General features: G+C 67.5%; 22 protein-coding genes. 16 read left to right on the top strand and 6 right to left on the bottom strand.

Going from position 1 to position 24,565, the window contains the following annotated elements; all coding sequences use genetic code 11:
• The first annotated feature begins 415 nt into the window (after nt 1-415).
• The 6 genes from FVD38_RS26500 to FVD38_RS12465 all read left to right on the top strand — a co-directional run bounded on the left by FVD38_RS26500 (nt 416) and on the right by FVD38_RS12465 (nt 3,900).
• Nucleotides 416-577: a hypothetical protein gene (locus FVD38_RS26500; RefSeq protein ID WP_183407287.1), complete on the top strand. Its 162-nt coding sequence runs from the start codon at nt 416-418 to the stop codon at nt 575-577.
• Nucleotides 578-655: 78 nt separating this feature from the next.
• Complete coding sequence (locus FVD38_RS26495) at nt 656-832, top strand: hypothetical protein (protein ID WP_187271571.1); 177 nt, start codon at nt 656-658, stop codon at nt 830-832.
• Between the two features lie 182 nt (nt 833-1,014).
• Nucleotides 1,015-1,389, top strand: coding sequence for a LiaI-LiaF-like domain-containing protein (locus FVD38_RS12480; RefSeq protein WP_123067573.1), 375 nt, complete (start codon nt 1,015-1,017; stop codon nt 1,387-1,389).
• A complete protein-coding gene (locus FVD38_RS12475; protein ID WP_147935102.1) occupies nt 1,379-2,101 on the top strand; it encodes a LiaI-LiaF-like domain-containing protein in 723 nt (240 codons plus the stop codon). Before FVD38_RS12480 ends, FVD38_RS12475 begins: the two co-directional genes overlap by 11 nt.
• Nucleotides 2,101-3,168 (top strand): sensor histidine kinase, encoded by a 1,068-nt coding sequence (locus FVD38_RS12470; protein WP_147935101.1) that lies wholly within the window; start codon nt 2,101-2,103, stop codon nt 3,166-3,168. Before FVD38_RS12475 ends, FVD38_RS12470 begins: the two co-directional genes overlap by 1 nt.
• 3 nt (nt 3,169-3,171) lie before the next feature.
• Entirely contained in the window at nt 3,172-3,900 is a 729-nt protein-coding gene (locus tag FVD38_RS12465; RefSeq protein WP_147935100.1) for a LytR/AlgR family response regulator transcription factor, read from the top strand.
• Between the two features lie 3 nt (nt 3,901-3,903).
• Here the strand turns inward: FVD38_RS12465 and FVD38_RS12460 are convergent, their stop codons facing one another.
• From FVD38_RS12460 to FVD38_RS12450, 3 genes are all read right to left on the bottom strand, one after another.
• Nucleotides 3,904-6,162, bottom strand: coding sequence for an ATP-dependent DNA helicase (locus tag FVD38_RS12460; RefSeq protein WP_147935099.1), 2,259 nt, complete (start codon nt 6,160-6,162; stop codon nt 3,904-3,906).
• 6 nt (nt 6,163-6,168) lie between these two features.
• The gene (locus tag FVD38_RS12455) at nt 6,169-7,818 is read right to left on the bottom strand and encodes a VRR-NUC domain-containing protein (RefSeq protein ID WP_147935098.1); all 1,650 of its coding nucleotides are present in this window, start codon (nt 7,816-7,818) and stop codon (nt 6,169-6,171) included.
• Nucleotides 7,819-7,920: 102 nt separating this feature from the next.
• A complete protein-coding gene (locus FVD38_RS12450; RefSeq protein WP_147935097.1) occupies nt 7,921-8,562 on the bottom strand; it encodes a hypothetical protein in 642 nt (213 codons plus the stop codon).
• Nucleotides 8,563-8,654: 92 nt separating this feature from the next.
• On the opposite strand from FVD38_RS12450, the gene FVD38_RS12445 reads away from it, so the two are divergent.
• The 4 genes from FVD38_RS12445 to FVD38_RS12430 all read left to right on the top strand — a co-directional run bounded on the left by FVD38_RS12445 (nt 8,655) and on the right by FVD38_RS12430 (nt 15,079).
• Nucleotides 8,655-9,494, top strand: coding sequence for a M15 family metallopeptidase (locus FVD38_RS12445; protein ID WP_187271570.1), 840 nt, complete (start codon nt 8,655-8,657; stop codon nt 9,492-9,494).
• Between the two features lie 116 nt (nt 9,495-9,610).
• Nucleotides 9,611-13,357: a type VI secretion system membrane subunit TssM gene (tssM, locus tag FVD38_RS12440; RefSeq protein ID WP_147935095.1), complete on the top strand. Its 3,747-nt coding sequence runs from the start codon at nt 9,611-9,613 to the stop codon at nt 13,355-13,357.
• Nucleotides 13,354-14,304 (top strand): type VI secretion system-associated protein TagF, encoded by a 951-nt coding sequence (gene tagF, locus FVD38_RS12435; RefSeq protein ID WP_229493615.1) that lies wholly within the window; start codon nt 13,354-13,356, stop codon nt 14,302-14,304. Before tssM ends, tagF begins: the two co-directional genes overlap by 4 nt.
• Before the next feature lies 1 nt (nt 14,305).
• Nucleotides 14,306-15,079, top strand: a complete 774-nt coding sequence (locus tag FVD38_RS12430) for an OmpA family protein (RefSeq protein ID WP_229493613.1) — start codon at nt 14,306-14,308, stop codon at nt 15,077-15,079.
• Nucleotides 15,080-15,248: 169 nt separating this feature from the next.
• On the opposite strand, the gene icmH is transcribed toward FVD38_RS12430, so the two are convergent.
• Genes icmH through tssJ form a run of 3 tightly spaced genes read right to left on the bottom strand, consistent with a single transcriptional unit; the run spans nt 15,249 to nt 17,994 of the window.
• Nucleotides 15,249-16,004 carry a type IVB secretion system protein IcmH/DotU gene (gene icmH / locus FVD38_RS12425; protein ID WP_123067563.1) on the bottom strand — a complete coding sequence of 252 codons (756 nt, stop codon included), beginning with the start codon at nt 16,002-16,004 and terminating at the stop codon, nt 15,249-15,251.
• Nucleotides 16,001-17,359, bottom strand: a complete 1,359-nt coding sequence (gene tssK / locus FVD38_RS12420) for a type VI secretion system baseplate subunit TssK (protein WP_147935094.1) — start codon at nt 17,357-17,359, stop codon at nt 16,001-16,003. Before tssK ends, icmH begins: the two co-directional genes overlap by 4 nt.
• Nucleotides 17,360-17,415: 56 nt before the next feature.
• Nucleotides 17,416-17,994: a type VI secretion system lipoprotein TssJ gene (gene tssJ / locus FVD38_RS12415; RefSeq protein ID WP_147935093.1), complete on the bottom strand. Its 579-nt coding sequence runs from the start codon at nt 17,992-17,994 to the stop codon at nt 17,416-17,418.
• A gap of 196 nt (nt 17,995-18,190) precedes the next feature.
• Here tssJ and FVD38_RS12410 point away from each other — a divergent pair, with 196 nt between their 5' ends.
• The 6 genes from FVD38_RS12410 to tssH all read left to right on the top strand — a co-directional run bounded on the left by FVD38_RS12410 (nt 18,191) and on the right by tssH (nt 24,564).
• A complete protein-coding gene (locus FVD38_RS12410; protein ID WP_147935092.1) occupies nt 18,191-18,769 on the top strand; it encodes a tetratricopeptide repeat protein in 579 nt (192 codons plus the stop codon).
• A 26-nt stretch (nt 18,770-18,795) separates the two neighbouring features.
• The gene (gene tssB / locus FVD38_RS12405; protein ID WP_123067559.1) at nt 18,796-19,299 is read left to right on the top strand and encodes a type VI secretion system contractile sheath small subunit; all 504 of its coding nucleotides are present in this window, start codon (nt 18,796-18,798) and stop codon (nt 19,297-19,299) included.
• A gap of 1 nt (nt 19,300) precedes the next feature.
• Nucleotides 19,301-20,791 carry a type VI secretion system contractile sheath large subunit gene (gene tssC, locus FVD38_RS12400; protein ID WP_147935091.1) on the top strand — a complete coding sequence of 497 codons (1,491 nt, stop codon included), beginning with the start codon at nt 19,301-19,303 and terminating at the stop codon, nt 20,789-20,791.
• Nucleotides 20,792-20,821: 30 nt separating this feature from the next.
• Nucleotides 20,822-21,313 carry an Hcp family type VI secretion system effector gene (locus FVD38_RS12395; protein WP_123067557.1) on the top strand — a complete coding sequence of 164 codons (492 nt, stop codon included), beginning with the start codon at nt 20,822-20,824 and terminating at the stop codon, nt 21,311-21,313.
• An 83-nt stretch (nt 21,314-21,396) separates the two neighbouring features.
• Nucleotides 21,397-21,867 carry a type VI secretion system baseplate subunit TssE gene (gene tssE / locus FVD38_RS12390; RefSeq protein ID WP_147935090.1) on the top strand — a complete coding sequence of 157 codons (471 nt, stop codon included), beginning with the start codon at nt 21,397-21,399 and terminating at the stop codon, nt 21,865-21,867.
• Nucleotides 21,868-21,903: 36 nt separating this feature from the next.
• Entirely contained in the window at nt 21,904-24,564 is a 2,661-nt protein-coding gene (tssH, locus tag FVD38_RS12385) for a type VI secretion system ATPase TssH (RefSeq protein WP_147935089.1), read from the top strand.
• Nucleotide 24,565: the final 1 nt, after the last annotated feature.

The raw sequence follows: 24,565 nt of genomic DNA, 5'->3' as shown, positions 1-24,565 counted from the left end.
AAGTAGGCCTCAACGGCTGAAAATTTAAACTGCTCGTCGTACTTCATAAGACCCCTTGAAGTGGAGTCTCACTTCAAGGGGTCACATCACAGGCGGGGACCCAAGTTCTGCCGGCGATTGCGAGACGCAGGCAAAATTGGGTCCCCGCCTTCGCGGGGACGACGTTTTTGCGCTAGCGAATAAGGACAATCAGTGGCCTGCTCGACCGTATTGACGCGCACAGTGTGCGTCACCTAACGGTGCAATGGCTGCGGTTTCGATAAGATGCACCTGTCTGAGTGAGGAACGCGCGATTCGATTCGCTGCCATCCGAAACCTCAACAGGTTAGCCGGTCGCCTCGAGGATCGGCACCAATTTCAGGGACGCGCCGCCAGCAGTCCAAGGCGCGGCCCGCAACGACAAGCGGAGGTTGCCATGTACGATGTCAAGCATCCACCCAAGCACCTGGTGCGCGCCTATCTCGAACGTCGCTCGCGCGACCCGAAACCGCCGCCGACGCCGGAAGAAATCCGGCGCCAGCTTGGCTGGGGCATGCTGATGCCGGCCGACCTCAAGATGGGCACCAACCGCTCCTGAGCATCGCTTCATAGCTTATTTCTTTACGCGCCGACGTCCCGCGAGGACGCGGCGCCCAGCCCACCACAGGAGACATCCATGACCAGCAAGATCGGCAGCAAACACATCGCCCAACACCGCGGCAAGAAAGAACGCCTTGAGATCAAGCGCACCAACGTCGCGCGCGAAGCGGTGCGCCAGGCTGAAGCCCGCGCCAGGTACCGCAACCAGCCTAAAGGCCAGGCCCAGCGCGAGCAGGCGCAGACGGCCGCCTGATCCACCCCATACGCCTTATTTGGCCCGCCTGCGGCCCGCCTGCGAGGCGGGCTTTTTTACGTCCCGCTTTCCCGAATATCTCCATTCGCCGCCTTCCAGCAGCCATTCACCGAATAGCGCTTTCGCGCTTGCCTTCCCGTTTGCTATCGTATATCCAGTTCGATAACGAGAGGAGTGATGCAATGGAGTCCGAAGATGCCTATCGCTGGCGCAAGCAGGTGCTGTGGGGCCTGCTCCTGATCGTCGTCGGCACGGTGGTGCTGCTCGATCGCCTGCACTATATCGATGCCCAGGATTACTGGCATTACGCCCCCTTGCTGCTGGTCGTGGTCGGCATCGGCCAGACCATCGGCTACCCGAGTCCGAAGGAATTCGGCAACGGCCTCTGGACCGTGTTCACCGGCCTGTGGCTGTTCGCCGTGTTGGAGAACGCCTTTGGCCTCACCTTCCGCAACAGCTGGCCGCTGTTCATCCTGATGTGGGGCGTCAAGCTGGTGCTGGATCCGTTCATCGCGCGCCGCTTCGCCAACAATCAGAGGAATCGCCATGAAAAATGATCCGCATGCAAAAGGCGTGACGAGCCAGGTCGTGCTCGGCCTGCTCGTGATCGGGATGGGGCTGCTGTTCCTGCTCGATAACCTGGGCTTCGTCGACATGCACCGCGCCTTCTCGTTCTGGCCGATGTTGTTCGTCATCGTCGGCACGGTCAAGCTGTGCGACACCCGCACCCAGGGCGGCACCCTGCTCGGGGCCGGACTGGTCGGCGTCGGCATCCTGTTGATGCTGGACCGGATGGACATCATCGACTTCAGCTGGCGCACCATCTGGCCGCTGGTCCTGATCGGCCTTGGCGGCTTTCTGGTGGCGAAGGCGTTGCGCGGCAAGCGCGCGCTGGAACACGGGGTGGCGATCGTCGACGGCGCGCCGGCCGACGTGGGCGTGGGCGAGGTGCTGGATATCACCGCCATCCTGGGCGGCTACGAGCGCCGCGTCACGAGCCAGAACTTCCGCGGCGGCGAGATCACGGCGGTGATGGGCGGCTGCGAACTCGATATGCGCGGCGCCTCGATCCAGGGCGAGGCGGTGGTCAATGTGTTCGCCTTCTGGGGCGGCGTGACCATCAAGTGTCCGCCCGACTGGGCCATCGTCCTGCATGGCACGCCGATCCTGGGCGGCTTCGAGGAAAAGACCATCGCGCCGCCGGACAATAGCAAGCGGCTGGTCATCCGCGGCTACGCGATCATGGGTGGCGTGGAAATCCGCAACTGATGGGCGGCGGATTCTGGGCGCGGCGCAGCGCCGCGCTATACCTGGCGGCCTGGCTGATGCTGGGACTGATGCTGGCCGGGCTGCTGTCCGCCACCGGCGGCGCCGGCCTGGCGGCGAGCCTGCTGTTCGCGCTGCCGCTGGTGCTGGTCTACGCCGCCGTGTGCGGCTTCTCGGCCTATTACCTGTGCCGCGCCTATCCGCTGGCGCGCAAGTCGACGCCGGCGGTGCTGGGCGTGTTCTTTTCCACCGCCGTGTGCGCGGCCCTGCTGTGGTGTGCCGCGGCGTCCGGCTGGGCCGCGTGGTGGCAGTGGCTGGCGCCGGAGGGCGATAGCGTGGCGATGTCGCGGCCCTTGACGGCGGTGATGTTCGGTGTCGGCGTGCTGCTGTACGGGATGACCGCCTGCGCCCACTACCTGGCGCTGGAATTCGAGCGCACGCGCGGCCTGGAGCGGCGCGAGCTCGAACTCAAGCTCCTGGCCCAGGATGCCGAGCTGCGCATGCTGCGCACCCAGGTCGATCCCCACTTCCTGTTCAACAGCCTCAATTCGATCAGCGCCCTGACGGCCATCGACGCCGGCGCCGCGCGCGACATGACCTTGCAGCTGGCGGGCTTCTTTCGCCACACGCTGGGACTGGAGGCGCATCACAAGGTGACGGTGGCCCAGGAAGTGGAGCTGGTCGAGCGCTTCGTGGCGATCGAGGGAGTGCGCTTCGGGCCGCGCCTGGGTGTGGAGCGCCAGGTGGACGAACAGGCCGAGGCTTGCCTGCTGCCGCCGATGATCCTGCAGCCGCTGGTCGAGAACGCGGTCAAGCATGGCATCGGCCAGCTGCTCGATGGCGGCGTGGTGCGCGTGCACGTCGAACGGGCCGGTTCGCAGCTCAGGCTGCGGGTGGAGAATGACGTCGATCCGGATGGTGCAGGTGCGGCCGCGGGCGGCGGCATTGGCCTGGCCAATGTCCGTGCGCGCCTGCTGGCGGAATACGGGATTGAAGCGAGCGTGCATGCGACACGCGTGGATAATATGTTCAGGGTAGAGCTGGTGCTGCCCGCCGACACTGGAGAGTAAGGGATGCGAACCCTGATCGTGGACGACGAACACCTGGCGCGCGCGCTGCTGCGCGAATACCTGGCGGCGCATCCCGACGTCGAGATCGTGGCCGAATGCGCCAACGGTTTCGAGGCCGTCAAGGCGATCGCCGAGTACGATCCCGACCTGGTCTTCCTGGACATCCAGATGCCCAAGCTGGACGGCTTCGAGGTGGTGGAGCTGGCCGGCGGCAAGCCGCACTATATCTTCGCCACCGCCTATGACCAGTTCGCGCTGCGCGCCTTCGAGGTGCATGCGCTCGACTACCTGCTCAAGCCGTTCTCGCGCGAGCGCCTGGCCGAGGCCTTGAATCAGGCGCGCCTGCGTTCGCCGCAGCCGGCCCGGATCGAGGCCGCGGTGAAGGACGCGCAGGCGCGCCAGCAGCCGCTCGAACGGATACTGATCCGCGACGGCGCCCGCGTGCACGTGGTCGCCGCCAACAGCATCGACTACATCGAGGCCCAGGACGACTATGTGCAGATCTGCGCCGGCGGCAAGGGCTACCTGAAGCACCAGCGCCTGTCCGAACTCGAAGCGCAGCTCGATGGCGCCGTGTTCGTGCGCATCCACCGCTCCTATATCGTCAATGTCGGCGCCATCGAACGTATTGAGCCGGTCAGCAAGGACAACTACTGCGCGGTGCTCAAGGATGGCGTCAAGCTGCCGATCAGCCGCAGCGGTTACCAGAAGGTGCGCGAACTGCTATCGTAAGTTCTACTGTGACCCCAGTTCCCACCATGCCGGCATCAAGTTCCTGATGCCCGGCTGGGCAAAGCGGTCGTCGATCAGCCACACGACGCCGCGGTCCTTCTCGGTGCGGATCACGCGGCCGGCCGCCTGCACCACCTTCTGGATGCCGGGAAACAGATAGGTGTAGTCGTAGCCGGCGCCGAACAGCACCTGCATCCGCTCGCGTAGCTGCTCGTTGACAGGATTGACCTGGGGCAGGCCGAGGGTGGCGACGAAGGCGCCGATCAGGCGCTCGCCCGGCAGGTCGACCCCTTCGCCGAAGGCGCCGCCCAGCACCGCGAAGCCGACCCCCGTGCCGCCAACGACGAAGCGGTCGATGAAACCCTGGCGTTCCTGCTCGCTCATGCGGCGCTCCTGGCGCCAGGCCGTGATCGACGGATCCAGCCGCTCCAGCGCGTTCGCCACCTTGTCGAGATAGTCGAAGCTGCTGAAGAAGGCCAGGTAGTTGCCAGGCCGCTCGTGGTACTGGCGCGCGATCAGTTCGGCGATGGGCTGGACCGAGGCGGCGCGCACCTGGTAGCGGGTCGAGATGCCGCGCGCGACGTGGACCTCGAGCTGGCTTGCCTTGAACGGCGATTCGACCTCGACCCAGGCGGTATTCTCCGGCATGCCGAGCGTGTCGAGGCAATAATGCCAGGGCCCGAGCGTGGCCGAGAACAGGGTGCTTGAATGGGTGGCGGCGAAGCGCGGGCCGAGGAAGGGCGCCGGCACCACGTTGCGGATGCAGATCGTCGAGTCGCGCAGGGTGGGGCGGTCGGCGTCCCGGCTCAGGTCGCACAGCGAGTGCGGGCCGAACGATTCAGCCAGGCGCACGAAGCCCATGGCGTCGAAATAAAATCGCTGCAGGTCGGGGTCGAGCGGGCCGGGGAAGGCCGCCAGGTGTTCGTTGATGGCGCTGCCCGCTTCCTGCAATGCATCCACCAGCTTAGATGGGATCTTTTCGAGCAGCTGATAGGACGCCGGCGCCGTCTTGTCGACCGCGGTCCAGGCCCGGCCCACGCGCTCCAGCGCTTTCTTGATGCCTGGCGGCGCGCCGGCGCGGGCCAGGCGCAGCAGCTCGCGATCGAGTTCGGTGCTGAACATCGAGCGCGCCCGGCCGACCAGGTTGTGGGCCTCGTCGACCAGCAGGCTGGTTTTCCAGCCGTTGTTCAGCGCCAGCGCGTACAGCATGGCGCTGCCGTCGAAATAATAGTTATAGTCGCCGACGATCATGTCGGACCAGCGCGCCATCTCGCTGCCCAGGTAATAGGGGCAGACCTCGTGCGCCAGGGCGACTTCGCGCAGCGCCTCTCGGTCCAGCACGGACACCTCGGCGGCGGCCGCGCGGGCGGCCGGCAGGCGGTCGTAGAAGCCGCGCGCCAGCGGGCAGGATTCGCCATGGCACTCCTTGTCGGGGTGCTCGCAGGCCTTGTCGCGCGCGGTGAGTTCGAGCACCCGCAGCGGCGCCTGGCTGGCGCGGCACAGGGTCGCAGCGCCGTCCAGCGCCAGGCGCCGGCCGGGCGTCTTCGCGGCCAGGAAGAACACCTTGTCCAGCTTCTCGCGCGGCATTGCTTTCAGTACCGGGAACAGGCTGCCCACGGTCTTGCCGATGCCGGTCGGAGCTTGCGCCAGCAGGCAGCGGCCGCCGGTATTGGCGCGGTAGATGCTTTCGGCTAGCTGGCGCTGTCCGGGACGGAAGTCGGCATGCGGAAAGGCCAGCCCGGTCAATGCGGCATCGCGCGCCGCGCGGTGCGCCGCTTCGCTGGCGGCCCAACCCGAGAAGCGTTGGCACAGATCGTCGAAATGCGCGCGCAGCCAGGCGCTGTCGCGCGTTTCGCGCAGCACGGTCTCGACGCCACTGACGATGTCGTAGTAGACCAGGGCCAGGTTGACCGATTCCATGCCCTGTTCCTGGCACATCAGGTGGCCATAGACGCGCAGCTGGGCCCAGTGCAGGTGGCGGTGGTTGTCGGGGATGGCGTCGGCACGGCCGCGGTGGGTCTTGACCTCTTCGATCAGGTTTTCATTGGCGTCATAGCCGTCGGCGCGGCCGCGCACGTGCAAGTCGTTCCACTGGCCGGACAGCGCGACTTCGCTGCGGTAGCCGTCGCCGCGGCGGCCGGCTACGACGGCGTGGCCGGCAATGCCTTCCTGGGCGCTGGGGGAGGGGGTGAAGCGCAGGTCGAGGTCACCCTGCTTGGCGGTGAACTCGCACAGGGCGCGTACGGCGATGGAATAGCTCACTGAATCTCAGGCCGCCATCTCGAGCCACTGCAGGTAGCACACCGACACCGGCATATCATGCGCCGCGCAGTAGTCGATCCAGCGCAGCTGGTTGTCCTGCAGGCGGTCGCCCGGGCCTTTCACTTCGATCATCAGGTAGCGGCCTTCATTCGGCCAGAACTGGATCAGGTCGGGGAAGCCCGTGCGGTTTTCCTTGACGTCGGCCAGGATGCGTTCGCACCATTTGCGCAGGTGGGCGGGCGGGATGCAGGCCAGGGCCAGCTCGATGAGTTCGGGTGTGACGCCGTCCCAGTGCACGAAGGGCGATTGCAGGCCGGCCTTGTCCTGGTACGTGAGCCGGATCGTATCGCGGTAGCTGCCGTCGTCCAGCCCGGCCAGGCAGGCGGCGAATTCCGCGCGACGGCGCTGGTGGAAGTCGGCGCTGTGCAGGTCGGCCGGCCCGCGGTGGAAAGGATGGAAGAAGGCGCCCGGGATGGCGGCGAACACGGCGCGCCAGCACAGCAGGCCGAACAGGGTGTTGGCCAGCGCGTTCTCGACGTAGAACACGGGCGCATCGATCCCGTGCAGGTGGCCGCGCACGGCGCCTTCGACCCAGCGTTCGCCATTCGGCGGCGCCAGGGTCAATTCGATGCGCTCGACTGCCGTCTTGCCGCGCGGCGCCAGGCGCGCGTGGCCGAGGCGGCGCGCCAGGCGCGGCGCGATGCGGGCCAGATGCTGGCGCTCGGCGTCGTTCTCGGGCGTGGCCTGGGCCACGGTCAACAGGGCATGCGCCTCGTCGAAGCGCTCGTGTTTTTCGAGCACGCGGATCGCGCGCGCCCGCGCGCCGGGAAAGCGGCAGCGCGCGTAGGCAGCGTAGGCGCCGTCCCAGTCCTTCAGCTTTTCGTAGTGCTGGCCGATCTGGAACGTCAGTTTTTCGCGCCGGCTCTCGAGCCAGTCGTTGTCGAACGCGTGCACGGGCAGGTCGCGCACCACCTCGCCCACGTCTTCGCCGGCAGCGAAGCGCTCGCGGCAGGCATGCAGCTGCAGGTAGTGGTCGACGTCGGCGCGCTGGCGGAAACCGCGCGAGGCGGGCGAGATGTCCACGCTCTCGTAGCGGAACAGGCCCAGGTCGGACAGCACGAAATCGGTCCAGCCCTGGTGCAGGTTGCCGAAAAAGACCAGGCGCAGGCGGTCGCACAGCGGCTTGACCAGGATGCGCCAAGCGACGTCGGGACAGGCCGGATGCCAGCCGGAGAAGCGCCGCGCCGCGGGGAACACGGGACGCAGGGCGTCCAGCTGTTCATCCTTGCGCGCCGTCTTGCGCGGCAGCTGGGCGCCGAAGGCGTCGACGAGCTCGGGCTTGGACAGCAGGTCGAACAACTCGTCGAGCGTGAGTTCGGGGTCGGCCTCGATCCAGCCGGTGCCGAGCAGGTGTGCGGCGGCTTCGACCGGGCAGCCGATCTCGGCATAGCTCAGTTTGCTGGCACGGAACAGATTGCCCTTGCGCATGACCATGCGCACAAACAGGGCGCGCGCATTGTGCGGCAAGGTGGGGAACAGGGCCAGGAAGGCCTGTTCGCCGTCGTCCAGCAAGTCGCCATAGCGTTCGCCGATCCAGTCGAGGACCCGCTGGAAGTTATCCAGATAATAAAACTCGTTTTCCAACACCCTGATCATGACTGAACGCTCACCTGTACTTATATACAGTATAGCGTTTTCTGGCCCTGGCCGCCCGGCGGGTTGGCCGCACCCGGGGAGCGTGCGGCCTATTTACCACGCCTAGCGTGCCGGAGCCGGAGCGGATTCGCCTTCCGCCGGCGCGGCATGACCGTTGGCATGGTAGATCACGGCCGAGATCAGGGCGACATCGCTGTCGTCCTGGGACTCGCCGGCGCGCGCGGGATTGACCGTCCGGGCCGGACGCGCGGCCTGGCGTGGCGCCTGGGCGCGGGGGCGGGCGGGCGCGGCGGCGCGCGCTTCCGGGCGCCGCGCCGGGGCTGCCTTGACGGGGGAAGGCACGACTTTGGCCGGGGCCGGCGGCACGACGGCCGGCTCGAGCAGGCGCAGCGGGGGAACGGGCGCAGGCGCCGCCGCCAGCACAGGCGCAGGCGCAGGCGCAGGCGCAGCGTCGACGATCACGGCCGTCTCGACCGGCGCAGGGGCCATCTCCGCCATCGGGGCGGGCGCCGCCTCGGTCCGCGCCACCTCCAGCGGCGCCGGACCGGCCCCGGCCGCCAGCCAGGCCAGCGTCGCCGTCAACCCGACTGCGACCGCCACCGCCGCGCCATACCAGGCCAGGCGCGCGCCTTGCCCGGTACCAGCGCGGCGCGCCGGCTCGCGTTCGAGCTTGGCGAGGATGCTGTCTTCACGGCCGCCGCGGCGCGGCGACGACATCAGGTTGGGACGCATTTGGGCATGCATGCGGTTGTCTTGATTTTCGTCTGATGGACGCACGACATTACTCCTAAGATTGGCTTCTCCTGTTCTGATTAGAAACAATCTTGGGGAGTCCGATGCTGATCTTTATCGCCCTTCTGTACGTTTGTCTCGCTTCAGGCCTGGCGTGGCTTGTTCTTTTTCCAAGTGGACGGGCATGGATGTCGCGCGGCGTGCATGCCGTACGCGGCCTGGCCGGCCGCGCCGGGGCCTGGGGCCATGCCGGCACGCGCGCCGCCGGCGCCATGCGCGACAGCGTAACTTTGTCGCTGCGCGAGCGGGTGGTGCAGGGCGTGCGCCGTCATCAGGTGCTGCTGGCCATCGGCGCGCCGGCGGTCCTGATTCCATCGCTGCTGGCGCTGGCCCTGAGCAATCCGGCCATGCTGCCGGTGTACGAGGGCAGCACCGCCTTGCCCGACGAGCAGGTAGCGGCCTTGCTGGCCGGCGAGCAGCTGGTGCCGCCAGTGGCGCTGCCGCCCGGCGTGTTCACCACGGCCGAGGTCGAGCTGGTGCGGCCGATGCTGGTCGGCGCCAGCCGCAACTGGGGCTTGCTGCATCCCGACTTCAGCCAGCGCCTGCTGCTGGCGTTCAAGATCATGAAGGAACAGCATGGCTACGAGATGGCGCTGCTCGAAGGCTACCGCAGCCCGGCGCGCCAGGACGAGCTGGCCGCCACCGGCGGCCACGTCACCAATGCGCGCGCCTTCCAGAGCTGGCACCAGTATGGCCTGGCGGCCGATTGCGCTTTCCTGCGCGACGGCAAGCTGGTGATCTCGGAAAAGGATCCGTGGGCCATGCGCGGCTACCAGCTGTATGGCCAGGTGGCCGAATCGCTGGGCCTGACCTGGGGCGGGCGCTGGAAGATGATGGATTTCGGCCACATCGAGTTGCGCATGCGGGGTGTGATGGGGCGCTGAGCCAGGCGGCTTGTTGCGCAATTTTTCGGATTTTGGCCGCATTGCGCAGAGTCAAGCAGCGTGCCGTATGCCCGTGCGACCATTTCCTGTGAGACTTTTCTACAAGAGACCCCGCCATGGCACGACTCTGGAAGTACCTAGCCGACAGCCGCGTGCTGGTCGCGATCGGTGTCGCCGCGCTGGCGGCCATCCTGGTAATCGGCGCCGGCCTGCTCGGCCTGGGCATCGTGTGGGCGGCCATCGGCGCCCTGGCGCTGCTGGCCGGCTGGGGCATCTGGTGGATGCTGCGCCGCGCCTGGTGCGCCCGCCGTGCGCGCAAGCTGGCCGGCGCCATCGCCGGCGCAGCCGCCACCGACGAAGGCGGCAAGGACGAAGTCGCGGTGCTGCGCAAGAACCTGCTGGAGGCGGTCGGCACCATCAAGACCTCGAAGCTGGGCCTGACCCGCGGCGCCGCGGCCTTGTACGAGCTGCCGTGGTATATGATCATCGGGAACCCGGCGGCCGGCAAGAGCAGCGCCATCGTGCATTCGGGGCTGAGCTTCCCGATCCCCGGCAACAAGGCGCTGCAGGGCGTGGGCGGCACCCGCAACTGCGACTGGTTCTTTACCACCGACGGCATCCTGCTCGACACCGCGGGGCGCTACTCGGTGCAGGACGACGACCGCGCCGAGTGGTTTGGCTTCCTCGACCTGCTCAAGCGCCACCGCCAGCGCGCGCCGATCAACGGCATCCTGATCGCGGTCAGCGTGGCCGAGCTGATGGCCGGCCCGGCCACCGCCTCGCACGAACTGGCCAAGAACCTGCGCACCCGGGTGCAGGAGCTGACCGAGCGCCTGGGCGTGCACGCGCCGGTGTACGTGGTATTCACCAAGGCCGACCTGGTCGCCGGCTTCCTCGACTTCTTCCACGACAGCGAACAGGCCGAGCGCGAGCGCATCTGGGGCGCGACCCTGCGCTACAACCGGCGCGCCGCGCCGCAGGACGTGCTGGCCTTCTTCGACGAGCATTTCGACGAACTGGTCGACGGCCTGAAGGAAATGAGCCTGGCCGGCATGGGCGCCAACCGCAGCACGACGCTGCGCTCCGGCGTATTCACCTTCCCGCTGGAATTCGCGGCGCTGCGCACGCCGCTGCGCGCCTTCCTGGCCACGCTGTTCGAAGAGAATACCTATCAGTTCAAGCCGGTATTCCGCGGCTTTTATTTCACCAGCGCGCTGCAGGAAGGCAGCGTGCAAGACCTGTCGAGCCGGCGCGTGGCCAGCCGTTTCGACCTGGCGCTGCAGGACAGGAAGAGCGGCGAGGCCTTGGGGGAGCCTGCAGGTTCGCAGTCGGGGTATTTTCTGCTGGAGCTGTTCCGCAAGGTGATCTTCGCCGACCGCGAACTGGTCAAGCGCTACACGAATCCGGCCGCGGCGCGCTGGAAGCTGGGCGCCTTCTTCGCCGCCACCATCCTGCTGGGCTGCGCGATGGGCGGCTGGTCGTGGTCGTATATGGGCAATCGCCAGCTGGTCGCCAATGTGCAGTCGGATCTCGACAAGGTGCTGAAGCTGCAGGCCGGCCGCATCGACCTGCAGTCGCGCCTGGAGGCGCTCGACATCCTGCAGGACCGCATCGAACAGCTCGAACGTTATGCCGACGACAAGCCGTGGGCGCTGGGCTTCGGCCTGTACCAGGGCGAGGTCCTGGCGCGCAAGCTGCGCGACGAATACTTCGCCGGGGTGCGCGCGGTGATGGTCGAACCGGTCGCCGGCGCGCTCGAGACCATGCTGACGGAGGTGAACAACAAGGCTTCCGGACTCGATCCGGCGAACCAGGTGGCCACGCCGGCGGCCAAGCCTGGCCAGCCATACCAGGACGCGTCGCCCACGAATGTCGGCGACGCCTATAACGCGCTCAAGACCTATCTCATGCTGGGCAATAAATCGTACGCCGAGCCGGGCCACCTGAATGACCAGCTCACGCGCTACTGGCGCGGCTGGCTGGAGACGAACCGCGGCAGCATGCCGCGCGAGCAGATGATTCGCAGCGCCGAGCGCCTGCTGACCTTCCACCTGGCCCATATCGACGACCCGGCCTGGCCGCAGATTTCCAACAAACTGGGCCTGCTCGACACCACCCGCGAACACCTGCGCCGCGTGGTGCGCGGCACGCCGGCGCGCGAGCGCGTGTATGCCGACATCAAGACCCGCGCCGCCACCCGCTTCCCGGCGGTGACGGTGGCGCGCATCGTCGGCGAGCAGGATGCGGCGCTGGTGGCCGGCAGCCACGCCATCAGCGGCGCCTTCACCCGCGCGGCCTGGGACAAGTTCGTGCTGGGGGCGATCCGGGACGCCTCCAACAAGGAACTGAACACCGTCGACTGGGTGCTCAAGACCGCCGCGCGCGATGACCTGACGCTGGAAGGCAGCCCGGAACAGATCCAGAAGGCGCTGATCGACCTGTACAAGGCCGACTATGCGCGCGAATGGTCGAAGTTCGTGCAGGGCGTGGCGATCACCGACCTGCGCGGCTTCGACGCCAGCGTGCAAGCCATGAACCGCCTGGGCGACCCGCAATCCTCGCCGATTGCCAAGCTGCTGCGCACGATCTACGAAGAGACGGCCTGGGACAATCCGGGCGGCCTGCGCGCGCCCGTCGGCAAGACCGAGCGCGGCGTGATCGAGTGGTTCAAGCAGGTGGTCTTGCGGCGCGCGCCGCTTGAGGCGCGCACCCTGGCCGACACGGTCGACCCGGCCCAGTTGCTGGCCCAGCAACAGCAGGGCGCGGGACCCATCGGCCGCGAATTCGCGGGCGTGGCGCGCCTGGTCGGCGCCAAGGAAAAGGAGGCGTCGCTGATGACCGGCTACCTCGATGCGCTGTCGCGCCTGCGCACGCGGCTGAACGCCTTGAAGAACCAGGGCGATCCCGGTCCCGGCGCCAAGCAGTTCATGCAGCAGACGCTGGAGGGCAGCGGTTCGGAACTGGCCGACGCGCTGCGCTATGTCGACGAACAGATGCTGACCGGGATGAGCGACAGCCAGAAGCAGGCGCTGCGCCCGCTGCTGGTGCGCCCGCTGACCCAGACCTTCGCCATGATCGTGCTGCCGTCCGAGGCCGAGATCAACAAGACCTGGCAGGCGCAGGTGGTCGAGCCGTTTACCCGTACCCTGGCCACCAAGTACCCGTTCGCCCAGGATTCCAGCGTCGAGGCGACCCCCGGCGAGATCGGCCAGGTGTTCGGGCCCGAAGGCGCGGTGGCCAAGTTCGTGGGCACGGCGATGGGACCGCTGGTGGTGCGGCGCGGCGACGTGCTGGCGGCGCGCACCTGGGCCGACATCGGCATCGCGCTGGCGCCGCAGGCGGTGGCCGCCTTCCCGGGCTGGGTGGCGCCGCTGTCGAACAACGGCGTGGCGGCCAGCGGGGCGGAGCAGACCGTGTTCCAGGTGCTGCCCCTGAGCGCGCCCGGCACGCTCGAATACACGCTCGAGATCGATGGCCAGCAGCTGCGCTACCGGAACACGCCCCCGAGCTGGAGCAATATGGTCCATCCGGGGCCGCAGGGCGTCTCGGGCGCGCGGGTCTCGGCCGTCACCTTCGATGGCCGCACGGTGGAGCTGTTCAACCAGCCGGGCCAGTTCGGCCTGCAGCGCCTGTTCGAGGCGGCCCAGCGCACGCGCAAGGAAGGCGGCGTGTTCGAGCTGCGCTGGAGCGCGCAGAACGTGTCGGTGGCGGTCGACCTGAAGATCGTCAGCAGCCCGCAGTCCACCGGCGGCGGCCAGGGCCAGGCCCAGGGCTTCCGCGGCCTGCGCCTGCCGCCGGCCATCGTCGGCCGCCATGATGTCCAGAACGCAGCGCCGGCGCTGGCCAGCGCGGGAGCCCAATGATGCGTGCGGACCGCATCGGCTACTTCGGCAAGGTCCCGGCGCGCGCCGATTTCGTCAAGCTGGCCCATGACCCGGCCGCGATCGGCATGCTCGACGCCTGGCTGGCGCAGGTGATGACACTGCTGCCGTCGGACGCGCGCTGGCGCTTTCACTACGATGCGATGGCGCCGGTGAGCTTCGCCCTGGTCGGCCCGGCGCGTCACCACGCGGTGGCCGGCCACCTGCTGGCCAGCCACGACCAGTCGGGGCGGCGCTTCCCTTTTCTTGCCACCCGCACGCTGGCGGTGAGCGACCCCGCCGCCTTCGTCGCCCGCTGTCCGCTGGCGTTCGCGCCGCTGTGGGTGTTTTTGGAAGAGATCTGCCCCAAGGTGCTGGGCGAGGGCGACCCCGCCGCCTACCTGCAGGCGATCGCCGACAGCGCGATCGGGCTCGGGGACGAAGCGGCCCTGGCGCGCTGGATGGAGCACGGCACGATCGCCTCGCTCGATGCATTGCTGGACCGCTGCGGGGTGGCTCGGCTGGTGCTGGCGCTCGGCTTGCTGCTGCAACCGGTCATGCACAGCCAGCCGGCCGAGCTGCACAAAAGCCTGGTGCTGCCGCTGCCGCACAACCCGGCGGCGCGCTATCCGGTGGCCGCCTTCTGGCTCGAACTGATCACGCCTTTCCTGCGCCGCGCGCAGTTCGACCTGGCGCTGTTCATCACGCGCCAGGAAGAACGGCCGGTGCTGGTGGTGGGCTTTTGCGCGGCGCTGGCCGAAACCCTGCGCGCCGTGATCGACCCCCTGGTCGGCGCCGAGCTGCAGGTGCGACTGCTTGACACGGACTGGATCGACGAGCAGCTGCAGTTCGACGCCGACGTGCGCCAGCTGTCGAGCCACCTGGCCCAGCCCGACCTGCCGCTGTCGCTGGCGCGCGACCTGTTCATGAAGACCTTCATTGGAGCCTGACATGAAAGAGCGCATCTCATTGCTGGTCCTCGGGATGGCCGCCGCCTTGCCGCTGGCCGCGCAGACGGCCCCCGGCGCAGCCGAAGCCCCAGTCGTGGTCAGCGGCATGGTCGCCGACGAAGCCGCCAAGGCCGCGCTGCTCGAGCGCCTGCGCGGCGTGTATGGCGCGCAGCGCGTGGTCGACCAGCTGTCGGTGGGCACGGTGTCGACGCCGGCCAACTGGAACAACTACGTGGGCAGCCTGATCGGCCCAAACCTGCGCCTGGTGAAAGGCGGTCAGCTGAAAGTCGAGGGCAACAGCGTCAGCCTGCGCGGCGACGTGGCCAGCGAAGCCCAGCGCCAGCAGATCGCCGGCGAGATCGCGGCGCGCCTCAATCCGACCTATACGGTCAACAACGGCCTGCGGGTGACCGTGTCGCAGCAGGGCGTGCTGGATGCGGCGCTGGCCGACCGCATCATCGAATTCGAGTCGGGCAAGGCGACCCTGACCCCGGCCGGCACCGAGGTGCTGGACGGGATGACGGCGGCCCTGAAAAAGCTCAATGGCGTGAAGGTCGAGGTGATCGGCCACACCGACAACGCCGGCTCGCGCGCCGGCAACCTGTCGCTGAGCCAGGCGCGCGCCGAAGCGGTCAAGGCCTATGTGGTGAGCCAGGGGATTGCGGAAGAATCGATCGCGGTGTCGGGCGAAGGCCCGGACCGGCCGGTGGCCGACAACCGCACGCCGGAAGGCAAGGCGCGCAACCGGCGCATCGAGTTCAAGGTGATCCAGTAGATCTGGCCCGCTGCACATCGACACGTAGTCCCGCACCCTCTGCTCGTCATTCCCGCGCAGGCGGGAATCCAAGCGCGTACCGTAGCCGCAAGAAGGATTGTGGCTGCGCACGCAAACTTGGGTACCCGCCTTCGCGGGTACGACGTGCTGGGGCCAACGATCAAAGGGGTCAAGGCAGGGTGATGGTCACGTGCGCCGCTTTCGGCGGCAGCTTCACCAGGTCATTGTAGTGCGCCAGCGCGAACTCGGACTCGTTGCCCAGCACCGTGCGAAAGCCCACGTAGGCGCCCAGCCCGGCCAGCGTGAACACCGACGCCAGCACCCACAGCGAGAGGTCGCTGCGCAGCCGGTTGACCACCTGGTCAGGCCGTTCGGCATGCGGCGCGAAGCCGCGGGTGCGGCCGCGCATGCGGGCGATCTCGTCGCCCAGGCGCGCCACCAGGTAGTCCAGCTTGTCCTTGCCGTCCAGCGCATAGCGGCCCTGGAAGCCCAGCAGCAGGCACATATGGAAGACCTCCAGCGCCTCGACCTGCTGCGCGCCCTTGGCGCGCAAGTCTTCCAGGCGGTGGAAGAAATGCTCGCCGGCGAGCTGGTCGCCGAACACGCGCAGCTGCAGCGGCCGGGTTTCCCAGGCCTCGCGCACCTCGTAGCTCGAGCGCAGGATGATCTCGTCCACCGCCGAGCAATAGGCGTACTTGGCCGCCGTCACGTCCTCGGCCGCGATGCCGAGCGCCTTGGCGCTGCGGTCGACGTCGGCCAGGAAGGCCGTCATATTGTCGGCGAAGGCGCCCTTGTCCTGCGGCCCGCAGCCGTTCTTGAGCAGGAACAGGGCATGGAAGCCTTCGTACATGATGTCCACCAGTCGCTGGCGGCGGTTGGCGGCGTCACCTCTGGGCGCGGCGCGGCGCTCGACGAAGGCGCTCATGCCGACACCGCGATCAGTTCGAGGCGCAGTTCGCGCACGCCGCTCGGCACGTAGACCGAGATCGCCTGGGCCTTGAGCATCGCCTCGTACAGCGCGCCGCGGCCATCGAGCACGAAGTAATAGGTGTCGGGCCGCACCGGGATCGCGCTGGGCACCTGGGGCGCATGCACCAGCTTCACGCCGGGCAGCGCCGACAGCACGAACTTGTCGACGTCTTCGGGCGAACCGACCTTGAACTGCAGCGGCACCGCCTCGACCAGGCGCAGCGCCGGCATGTCGGCCGCCACCGCCAGGTACAGGGTGGTCTGGGCATTGATGCGGCCCGAGTCGAGCGCGCCGAGGTAGTAGGACGCGCGGTCCTTGTGCAGGGCGATGGTGAAGTAGCGGGATGAGATCACGGTATCGAGCAGGTCGCGGATGATGCCGTCCAGGCGCGCGAACTGCGGGCCCGGATCGGCGTGGACGTAGGAGGGCAGGTCTTCAAGCCGGTAGCTGCGCGAATAGGTCATCAGTCCTCCGGCCAGTTCAAGCATGGCGCCGTACAGGCGCTCGGGATGCAGCTCGCGGTGGTGCAGGTAGTGGGCCAGCGCCGCGTAGCCGGCGCTGGCCGTGTGCAGCAGCCAGAACGAGGACACGTCGCCGCCGCGGATCTCGACCACGTTGCGGCTCGGCTCGCGCAGGTCGCCATACAGCGCATTGACCTTGGCCAGCAGCTTTTCCATCAGCCGCGCCAGGCCGACGTAGAGGCCGGCGCCGGGCATTGTCACGGCGTCGATCGACAGGCTGGGCGGAACGAAGCCGGGATCGATCTCGAAGCCGCCGGTGGCCACGCGCCGCAGGCGCAGCAGCGCAAAGCTTTCGTAGGCTTCCAGCGGCTCGCTGTCGGCCACCAGGCGCAGCGCCTTGCGCAGGTAAGTAACGGGGGCGTCGGCGGCCTGGGTATATAAATCCTGGGTCTCGCGGTCGATGCGTCCGAAGCGCACGTCGATGGTTTCATGACCGTCAAGTCCATTGGCGCAGTTGTCGCCGTGCGTACGCAGCGCCGGGAGGGCGGCGTGGTAGGTGACCGTCTGCTTCGCCGGCGGCAGGTCGCCCAGGCGCACCTGCGGCGGCAGCACGTCGTCACCCGGCGCGCGCACCACTTCACCGTCGGGGAATAGCAGCGACAGCTCGTCGATGCGCAGGATGTCGCTGCGCAGGGCGTCGAGGTCGACCGCCAGCTTGCGCACGCCCCAGCAATACGGGTGCAAGGCGCAGGCGGTCTGGTTCAGGCGCGCCTCGTGGTAGCGGTCCTGCTGCTGGAAATGCTGGGGCCGCAGGAATAATCCCTCGCCCCATAAGACCTTGGATGGCATCACGATTGCCTCCTCGCCGTTCAGAAAAGACTAGCTTGCAGGAAAGTCATAAACGATTATTGACAGCGCACAGAGCCCAGCGCCGCGGTGCCGGAGCCGACGCTCATTGCGCAGGCGTGTAGCCCGACGTTGAGGCCGTCGCGCTCGGCATCCAGGCTGCTGACTGCGGTGCGCCAGCGGCCGGAGGCCGGGGTGTGGAACAGGGCCACGATGCCGACATGGCCGGCTTCGCGCGCGACTTTTTCCGTCACCTCGTAGCGCTGGCCCGGCACCAGCATGATCTCGCGCACCTCGACCAGGTCGGCGCCCAGGCTTTCGCGCTCCAGGCGCGGATCGAGGAAGGTGGCGTAGGGCGCGCCCTCGAAGGCGTCCTTCTGGCGCAGCTTGTACAGGCGCACCGCCAGCGCCAGCGGCTGGCCGCGCGCGTCCACGTTCAGGCGGGTGGCGGCGTGCAGCTTGAGCGGCACGTTGCGCGGCGGCTTTTGCGACTCGGGCAGTTCGGACGGCTTGCGCAAGCCGGCCGCCTCCAGGGCCACGCTGGCCAGCGGCGCCAGCGCGGCGCCACCGCAGCCGGCGAGCGCCGCTGCCAGCGCGGTTGCCAAGACCAGCAGCTCAACCCGGTTGGACGTCCTCATCAACGATCTCCTCGCAATTGTCCTAAGGCACCAAGGTTGGATTGAAACCCATCCGCGCCAGGGCGCGCTGACACGGCGCAAACGCAAGCGACATCCAACAGTGATTGCTGAACTCGCTTTTTCATTGACAGTGCACAACTTCTTGAAAAGCGCGATGCGAATAATGGGGGCTTGTTCACCCACTGGAGAGACGAACATGTTCCGCAAACGCCTGTTACCCCTGCTGGTTGGGGTCGCCGCCCTGGCCGGGTGCGCCACCGACGGCACGGGCACGACCGCCAAGCGCGCCGCCGTGTCCGAAAACATCTATGCCGAAGCCGATGCCGCCCTCGCGGCCGGGCAGAGCGACAAGGCCGTCAGCCTGCTCAAGGCGGCCAGCGTGGCGCACCCGGTCGACAAGAAACCCTGGGTGCGCATGGCCCAGATCCGCTTCGACGCCACCCAGTACGGCGACGCCATCAGCAGCGCGCAGGAAGCGTTGGCGCGCGATCCCGACGACACGCTGGCCTACAGCATCCTGGCCGTCAGCGGCCTGCGCGTGGCCAGCAAGGCCTTGGCCGACCTGACGCGCAAGAACAATCTGCAGGGTTCGGTGCGCAGCGAAGCGCAAGACCTGGCCAAGCTGCTGCGCACCAGCCTGGGCGAGGAGGTGCTGGTCACGACCCGTCCCGCCACACGCCCGGCGTCGACCCGCAAGACGCCGAGCCAGCCTGCGGTGGCGGCGCCGTCGCGTCCGGCGGCCGGCAGCGCCAGTCCGTTCGACGTGTTGAAGTAATCCCATCTTCCCCCACTGGAGTCGATATGGCCAAGAGCGAAAGCGTACAAAAACGCTTGCAAAAGGTGCGCGCGCCGCGCGTGCAGATGACCTATGACGTCGAGATCGGCGACGCGATCGAGAACAAGGAGCTGCCCTTCGTGGTCGGCGTGGTCGGCGACTTCGGCGTCGACCCCAAGGCCGAGAAGAAGCGCCTCAAGGACCGCAAGTTCGTCAATGTCGACGCCGGCAATTTCGACGAGGTGCTGGGCGCCGTCGCCCCGGTCGCCACCTTCAAGGTCGAGAACCACCTGTCGCCGGAAGGCGGCCAGTTCGGGGTGCAGCTGCAGTTTCGCGAGATGGACGACTTCCGGCCCGAGTCGGTGGTGCGCCAGGTCGCGCCGCTGGCCGGGCTGCTCGAAGCGCGCACCAAGCTGGCCGACCTGCGCAACAAGCTGGCCGGCAACGACAAGCTCGAAGACATCCTGACCGAGGTGCTGGGCAATACCGAAAAACTCGACAGCCTGCGCAAGTCAGGCAAAGGGGAGTGAGATGGCGGCGGTATTCGAATCCACCCAAGCGACAGCGGCGGCTCCGGAACTGGACGCTTCGCTGCTCGACCAGATCGTCGAAGAAAGCCGCGTGGCGGCATCGAGCAGCGAGCACGAACGCGCGCGCGACCTGATCTCGGAGCTGGTGAGCCAGGTGATGCAGGGGACGATGGTGATCTCGTCCAATCTGTCGGCCACCATCGACGCGCGCCTGGCGGAGCTGGACCGCATGATCTCCGATCAACTTTCTGCGATCATGCACGCGCCCGAGTTCCAGAAGCTGGAGCGCAGCTGGACCGGCCTGAACTACCTGGTCAGGAACAGCACCACCAGCGCCAACCTGCAGATCCGCATGCTCAATGCCAGCAAGCGCGAGCTGGTCAAGGACTTCCAGTCGGCCATGGAGTTCGACCAGAGCACGATGTTCAAGAAGATCTACGAAGAAGAATTCGGCACCTTCGGCGGCGCGCCCTACGGCACCCTGATCGGCGACTTCGAGATCTCGCGCCAGCCCGAGGACATCTACTTCCTCGAGCAGATGTCGCACGTGGCCGCGGCCAGCCACGCGCCCTTCATCACCTCGAGCAGCCCCGAGCTGTTCGGCGTCGAAGGCTTCGGCGACCTGGGTAAACCGCGCGACCTGGCCAAGGTGTTCGACACCGTCGAATACGCCAAGTGGAAGGCATTCAGGGAGTCCGAGGATTCGCGCTACGTCGGCCTGTGCCTGCCGCGCTTCCTGGGACGCCTGCCATACCACCCGCTTGATGGCATGACGACCGAGGGCTTCAACTACGTCGAGGACGTGGACGGCAGCGATCACTCCAAATACCTGTGGTGCAACGCGGCCTATGCCTTCGGCGCCCGCCTGACGCGCGCCTTCGAGGACTACGGCTGGTGCGCCGCGATCCGCGGCGTCGAAGGCGGCGGCCTGGTCGAGAACCTGCCGACCCACACCTTCAAGACCGACGAGGGCGAAGTGGCGCTGAAATGCCCGACCGAGGTCGCGATCACCGACCGCCGCGAGAAAGAGCTGTCCGACCTCGGCTTCATCTCGCTGGTGCATTGCAAGAACACCTCGTACGCGGCCTTCTTTGGCGCCCAGTCGGCCCAGAAGGCGCGCAAGTACAACAACGAGGCTGCCAATGCCAATGCCGTGCTGTCGTCGCAGCTGCAGTACATCTTCGCCGTTTCGCGCATCGCCCACTACATGAAGTCCATGATGCGCGACAAGATCGGCAGCTTCGCCGCCGCTTCCAACGTCGAGGATTACCTGAACCGCTGGCTGACCCAATATGTGCTGCTCGACGATAACGCGAGCCAGGACCAGAAGGCGCAGTTCCCGCTGCGCGAAGCCAGCGTGCAGGTGTCCGAGGTGCCGGGCCGCCCCGGCGTGTACCGCGCCGTGTCCTTCCTGCGCCCGCACTTCCAGCTCGATGAACTCTCTGTTTCGCTCAGTTTGGTCGCGGAGCTGCCGCAGTCGACCAAAAGCTAGCAATCTTCATTAACTTACTTGGAGTAGAACATGGCAATTGACGTGTACCTGCAGATCGACGGGATCAAGGGCGAATCGATGGACGACAAGCACAAGGACTGGATCGAGTGCACCTCGGTGGCGTGGGGCGTGAGCCAGCCGCGTTCGGCCACCGCGTCCACTGGCGGCGGCCACACGGCCGAACGCTGCGAACACCAGGAGATCGCACTGACCAAGCTGGCCGACCTGGCGTCGCCGATCCTGCTGCAGACCTGCTCGGCCGGCAAGACGATCCCGAAAGCCAAGCTGGAATTTATGCGCGCCGACGGCCAGGGCGAGCGCATCAAGTATTTCGAGATCGAACTCGAGAACGTCCTGATCGGCGGCATCAAGCCCAGCGTGGCCGAAGGCAGCATCATCCAGGAATCGGTCGGCCTGAAATTCTCGAAGATCAAGTGGAAGTACACCCAGCAGAAGGTCACCGGCGGCGCCGGCGGCAACACCTCCGGCGGCTGGGACCTGGCGGCCAACAAGGTCGTCTGAGCGGCGTTCGCCGCTCTTTTGCGCGCGGCGGCTGCGCGTTTTCCACCAGCCCGCCGCGCATCCGACATTCCCCGGGAGGCACCATGAAAGGCTTCACGCCGGGCCTGCTCGACCGCCTGATGGTCGAGGAGGGCGCGGCCGGCGCCGCGCTGGGCGTCGAGCAGCTCAAGGACAGCGTCGCGCGCGACCTGGAAGCCCTGCTCAATACCCGCATCGCGCTGGACGTCGCCCACCTCGAAGGCTATCCGGCGGCGCGCACCTCGATCCTGCACTACGGCCTGATCGACTTCGCCGGTTTCTGCCTGACCAGCAGCGTCGACCGCGCCGCCGTCTGCGCCAGCATCGAGGATGCGATCGCCACCCACGAGCCGCGCCTGCTCGATGCGCGCGCGGTGCTCGAACCCGAGGCGGGCGACGTCAACCGCCTGCACTTCGCGATCCACGCCCGCCTGGCGGTCGACGGCCTGCTCGAACCGGTCAACTTCAACGCGGTGCTGCAGCCGTCATCGCTGCACTACGAAATCAACCGCACCGCCCGGCCGCCCAGGGCCTGAGCGGCGCCACCACGCCACTACAACAAGGGAGCCACGATGGACATCAACCTCAAGACGCTCATCTCCAAGCTGAACGACACCACCCGCGCCGCCGCCACCCGCGCCGCCAGCATCTGCATGGGGCTGGGCCAGTACGAGGTCGACGTCGAGCACCTGTTCCTGGGCCTGATCGAGCAGCCGGGCAGCGACCTGGCCGCGATCGCGCGCCAGTGTGACATCAGCCTGACCGGCCTGGAAGCCGACCTGCGGCGCGAAGTAGGGCGCTTCGCCACCGGAAGTGCGCGCACGCCCGTGTTTTCGCGCCATTTGCCGCTGCTGTTCGAGCATGGATGGCTGATCGCTTCTCTAGGCACGGGCCAGCCGAACCGGATCCGCAGCAGCCACCTGCTGCTGGCGCTCTTGACCGAGCCGTCGCTGGCGCAGCTGGCGCAGCGCGCCTCGCCGCTGTTCGCGCGCTTCCCGCTCGATCGCCTGAAGCACGACCTGGAGCGTTTGACGCGTGGCTCGACTGAAGCGCCTGATATCCAGGCCGAAGAAGCCGTGGGCGCCGGCCCGGACGCCGCCTCGGACCTGACCCAGGCCGCCGCCCGCGCCACGCCGGCCCTCGACCAGTACACCACCTGCCTGACGGCGCGCGCGCGCGACGGCAAGGTCGACCCGGTGATCGGGCGCGACATGGAAATCCGCCAGGCGATCGACATCCTCATGCGGCGGCGCCAGAACAACCCGATCCTCACCGGCGAGGCCGGCGTCGGCAAGACCGCCGTGGTCGAGGGCCTGGCGTTGCGCATTGCCCAGGGCGATGTGCCGGACGTGCTCAAGGGCGTCGAGATCCACACGCTCGACATGGGCCTGCTGCAGGCCGGGGCCAGCGTGAAGGGCGAGTTCGAGAACCGCCTCAAGAACGTGATCGATGAAGTGAAAAAGAGCCCGCACGCCATCATCCTGTTCATCGACGAGGCCCATACGATGATCGGCGCCGGCGGCACGGCCGGCCAGAACGACGCGGCAAACCTTCTGAAGCCGGCGCTGGCGCGCGGCGAGCTGCGCACGATCGCGGCCACGACCTGGGGCGAATACAAGAAGTATTTCGAGAAGGACGCCGCGCTGGCGCGCCGCTTCCAGGTGATCAAGGTCGAAGAGCCGGACGAAGACACAGCGTCGGCCATGCTGCGCGCCATGGCGCCGCTGATGGAAAGGCACTTCGGCGTGCGGGTCTACGACGATGCCATCACCGAGGCGGTGCGTCTGTCGCACCGCTACATCAGCGGCCGCCAGCTGCCGGACAAGGCGATCAGCGTGCTGGACACCGCCTGCGCCAAGGTGGCGCTGGGTCAGAGCGCCACGCCGGCGCTGCTGGAAGACTGCGTGCGCCGCATCGAACGGCTCGATGCGCGCGTCAAGGCCTTGAGCCGCGACGCCAGTGCGGGCGCGAGCCATGCCGAGGTATTGGCGGCGCTGGGCCAGCAGCGCGGCAGCGCCGCCGCCGAGCAGGAGGTGCTGCAGCGCAGGTGGGAAGAAGAGCAGGCGCTGGCCGCCCAGATCGGCAAGCTGCGCGCCGAGCTGGAGGCCTCCGGCAGCCGCAGCGAAACCAGCGGCGCGAAGGATTTACGCGCATTGAACGAGGCCTTGCGCGCCCTGCAGGGCGAAGCCCCGCTGGTGCCGGTGCAGGTCGACGGCCACACGGTGGCCGAGATCGTCGCCGCCTGGACCGGTATCCCGCTGGGCCGCATGGTCAAGGACGAGATCCGCACCGTGGTCAATCTGAAATCGATGCTGGACGAGCGCATCCTGGGCCAGGGCCATGCGAGTCACGTGGTGGCCCAGCGCGTGCGCACGGCGCGCGCCAACCTGGACGATCCGAACAAGCCGAAGGGCGTGTTCCTGTTCATCGGCACCTCGGGCGTGGGCAAGACCGAGACCGCGCTGGCGCTGGCCGACATCCTGTACGGCGGCGAGCGCAAGCTCATCACGATCAATATGAGCGAATACCAGGAAGCGCACAGCGTCTCGGGCCTGAAAGGCTCGCCGCCAGGCTATGTCGGCTATGGCGAAGGCGGGGTGCTGACCGAGGCGGTGCGGCGCAATCCCTACAGCGTGGTGCTGCTCGACGAGGCCGAGAAGGCGCACCCCGACGTGCTCGAGATGTTCTTCCAGGTGTTCGACAAGGGCGTGATGGATGACGCCGAAGGGCGCCAGATCGACTTTCGCAACACGATCATCATCCTGACCTCGAACGCCGGCTCGAGCCAGCTGATGGCCGCGTGCCTGAACAGGCCGGCGAGCGAGCTGCCCACGCCCGAGCAACTGTCCGAACTGCTGCGGCCCGCGCTGATGAAACACTTCAAGCAGGCCTTCCTGGGCCGCCTGGCGGTGGTGCCGTTCTACCCGATCGGCGACGAGGTGCTGGCCAATATCATCCGACTCAAGCTGGCCCGCATCGGCGCGCGCGTGCTGGACAACCACAAGGCGACATTCGAGTACGACGAGGCGCTGGTGGAGGCCGTATTGAAACGTTGTACCGAGGTCGATTCCGGCGCCCGCAACGTCGACAACGTCCTGAACGGCACCTTGCTGCCGGAGATCGCCGACAGCGTGCTGGCGCGCATGGCCGAGGGCGGCGGCATCGCCCGCGTGAAGGTCGGCGCGACCCGCGCCGGCAAGTTCAAGTACCTGATCGAAGCGACACAGTCCTGAG

It is taken from the genome of Massilia arenae (genome assembly GCF_008014745.1).
Taxonomy (GTDB): domain Bacteria; phylum Pseudomonadota; class Gammaproteobacteria; order Burkholderiales; family Burkholderiaceae_D; genus Telluria; species Telluria arenae.
The sequence above is the reverse complement of the archived record's forward strand: the minus strand, read 5'-3'. Positions and strand labels throughout refer to the sequence as shown.

Bases quoted from the DNA above. Each gene is read 5' to 3' on its own strand.
- FVD38_RS12430 (WP_229493613.1), top strand. From the start codon at position 14,306: ATGAAAGAGCGCATCTCATTGCTGGTCCTCGGGATGGCCGCCGCCTTG.
- tssC (WP_147935091.1), top strand. From the start codon at position 19,301: ATGGCGGCGGTATTCGAATCCACCCAAGCGACAGCGGCGGCTCCGGAA.
- tssH (WP_147935089.1), top strand. From the start codon at position 21,904: ATGGACATCAACCTCAAGACGCTCATCTCCAAGCTGAACGACACCACC.
- FVD38_RS26495 (WP_187271571.1), top strand. From the start codon at position 656: ATGACCAGCAAGATCGGCAGCAAACACATCGCCCAACACCGCGGCAAG.
- FVD38_RS12475 (WP_147935102.1), top strand. From the start codon at position 1,379: ATGAAAAATGATCCGCATGCAAAAGGCGTGACGAGCCAGGTCGTGCTC.
- FVD38_RS12450 (WP_147935097.1), bottom strand. From the start codon at position 8,562: ATGCATGCCCAAATGCGTCCCAACCTGATGTCGTCGCCGCGCCGCGGC.
- tssM (WP_147935095.1), top strand. From the start codon at position 9,611: ATGGCACGACTCTGGAAGTACCTAGCCGACAGCCGCGTGCTGGTCGCG.
- tssK (WP_147935094.1), bottom strand. From the start codon at position 17,359: ATGCCATCCAAGGTCTTATGGGGCGAGGGATTATTCCTGCGGCCCCAG.
- icmH (WP_123067563.1), bottom strand. From the start codon at position 16,004: ATGAGCGCCTTCGTCGAGCGCCGCGCCGCGCCCAGAGGTGACGCCGCC.
- FVD38_RS12395 (WP_123067557.1), top strand. From the start codon at position 20,822: ATGGCAATTGACGTGTACCTGCAGATCGACGGGATCAAGGGCGAATCG.
- tssE (WP_147935090.1), top strand. From the start codon at position 21,397: ATGAAAGGCTTCACGCCGGGCCTGCTCGACCGCCTGATGGTCGAGGAG.
- FVD38_RS26500 (WP_183407287.1), top strand. From the start codon at position 416: ATGTACGATGTCAAGCATCCACCCAAGCACCTGGTGCGCGCCTATCTC.
- FVD38_RS12410 (WP_147935092.1), top strand. From the start codon at position 18,191: ATGTTCCGCAAACGCCTGTTACCCCTGCTGGTTGGGGTCGCCGCCCTG.
- FVD38_RS12465 (WP_147935100.1), top strand. From the start codon at position 3,172: ATGCGAACCCTGATCGTGGACGACGAACACCTGGCGCGCGCGCTGCTG.
- tssJ (WP_147935093.1), bottom strand. From the start codon at position 17,994: ATGAGGACGTCCAACCGGGTTGAGCTGCTGGTCTTGGCAACCGCGCTG.
- tagF (WP_229493615.1), top strand. From the start codon at position 13,354: ATGATGCGTGCGGACCGCATCGGCTACTTCGGCAAGGTCCCGGCGCGC.
- tssB (WP_123067559.1), top strand. From the start codon at position 18,796: ATGGCCAAGAGCGAAAGCGTACAAAAACGCTTGCAAAAGGTGCGCGCG.
- FVD38_RS12445 (WP_187271570.1), top strand. From the start codon at position 8,655: ATGCTGATCTTTATCGCCCTTCTGTACGTTTGTCTCGCTTCAGGCCTG.
- FVD38_RS12455 (WP_147935098.1), bottom strand. From the start codon at position 7,818: ATGATCAGGGTGTTGGAAAACGAGTTTTATTATCTGGATAACTTCCAG.
- FVD38_RS12480 (WP_123067573.1), top strand. From the start codon at position 1,015: ATGGAGTCCGAAGATGCCTATCGCTGGCGCAAGCAGGTGCTGTGGGGC.
- FVD38_RS12470 (WP_147935101.1), top strand. From the start codon at position 2,101: ATGGGCGGCGGATTCTGGGCGCGGCGCAGCGCCGCGCTATACCTGGCG.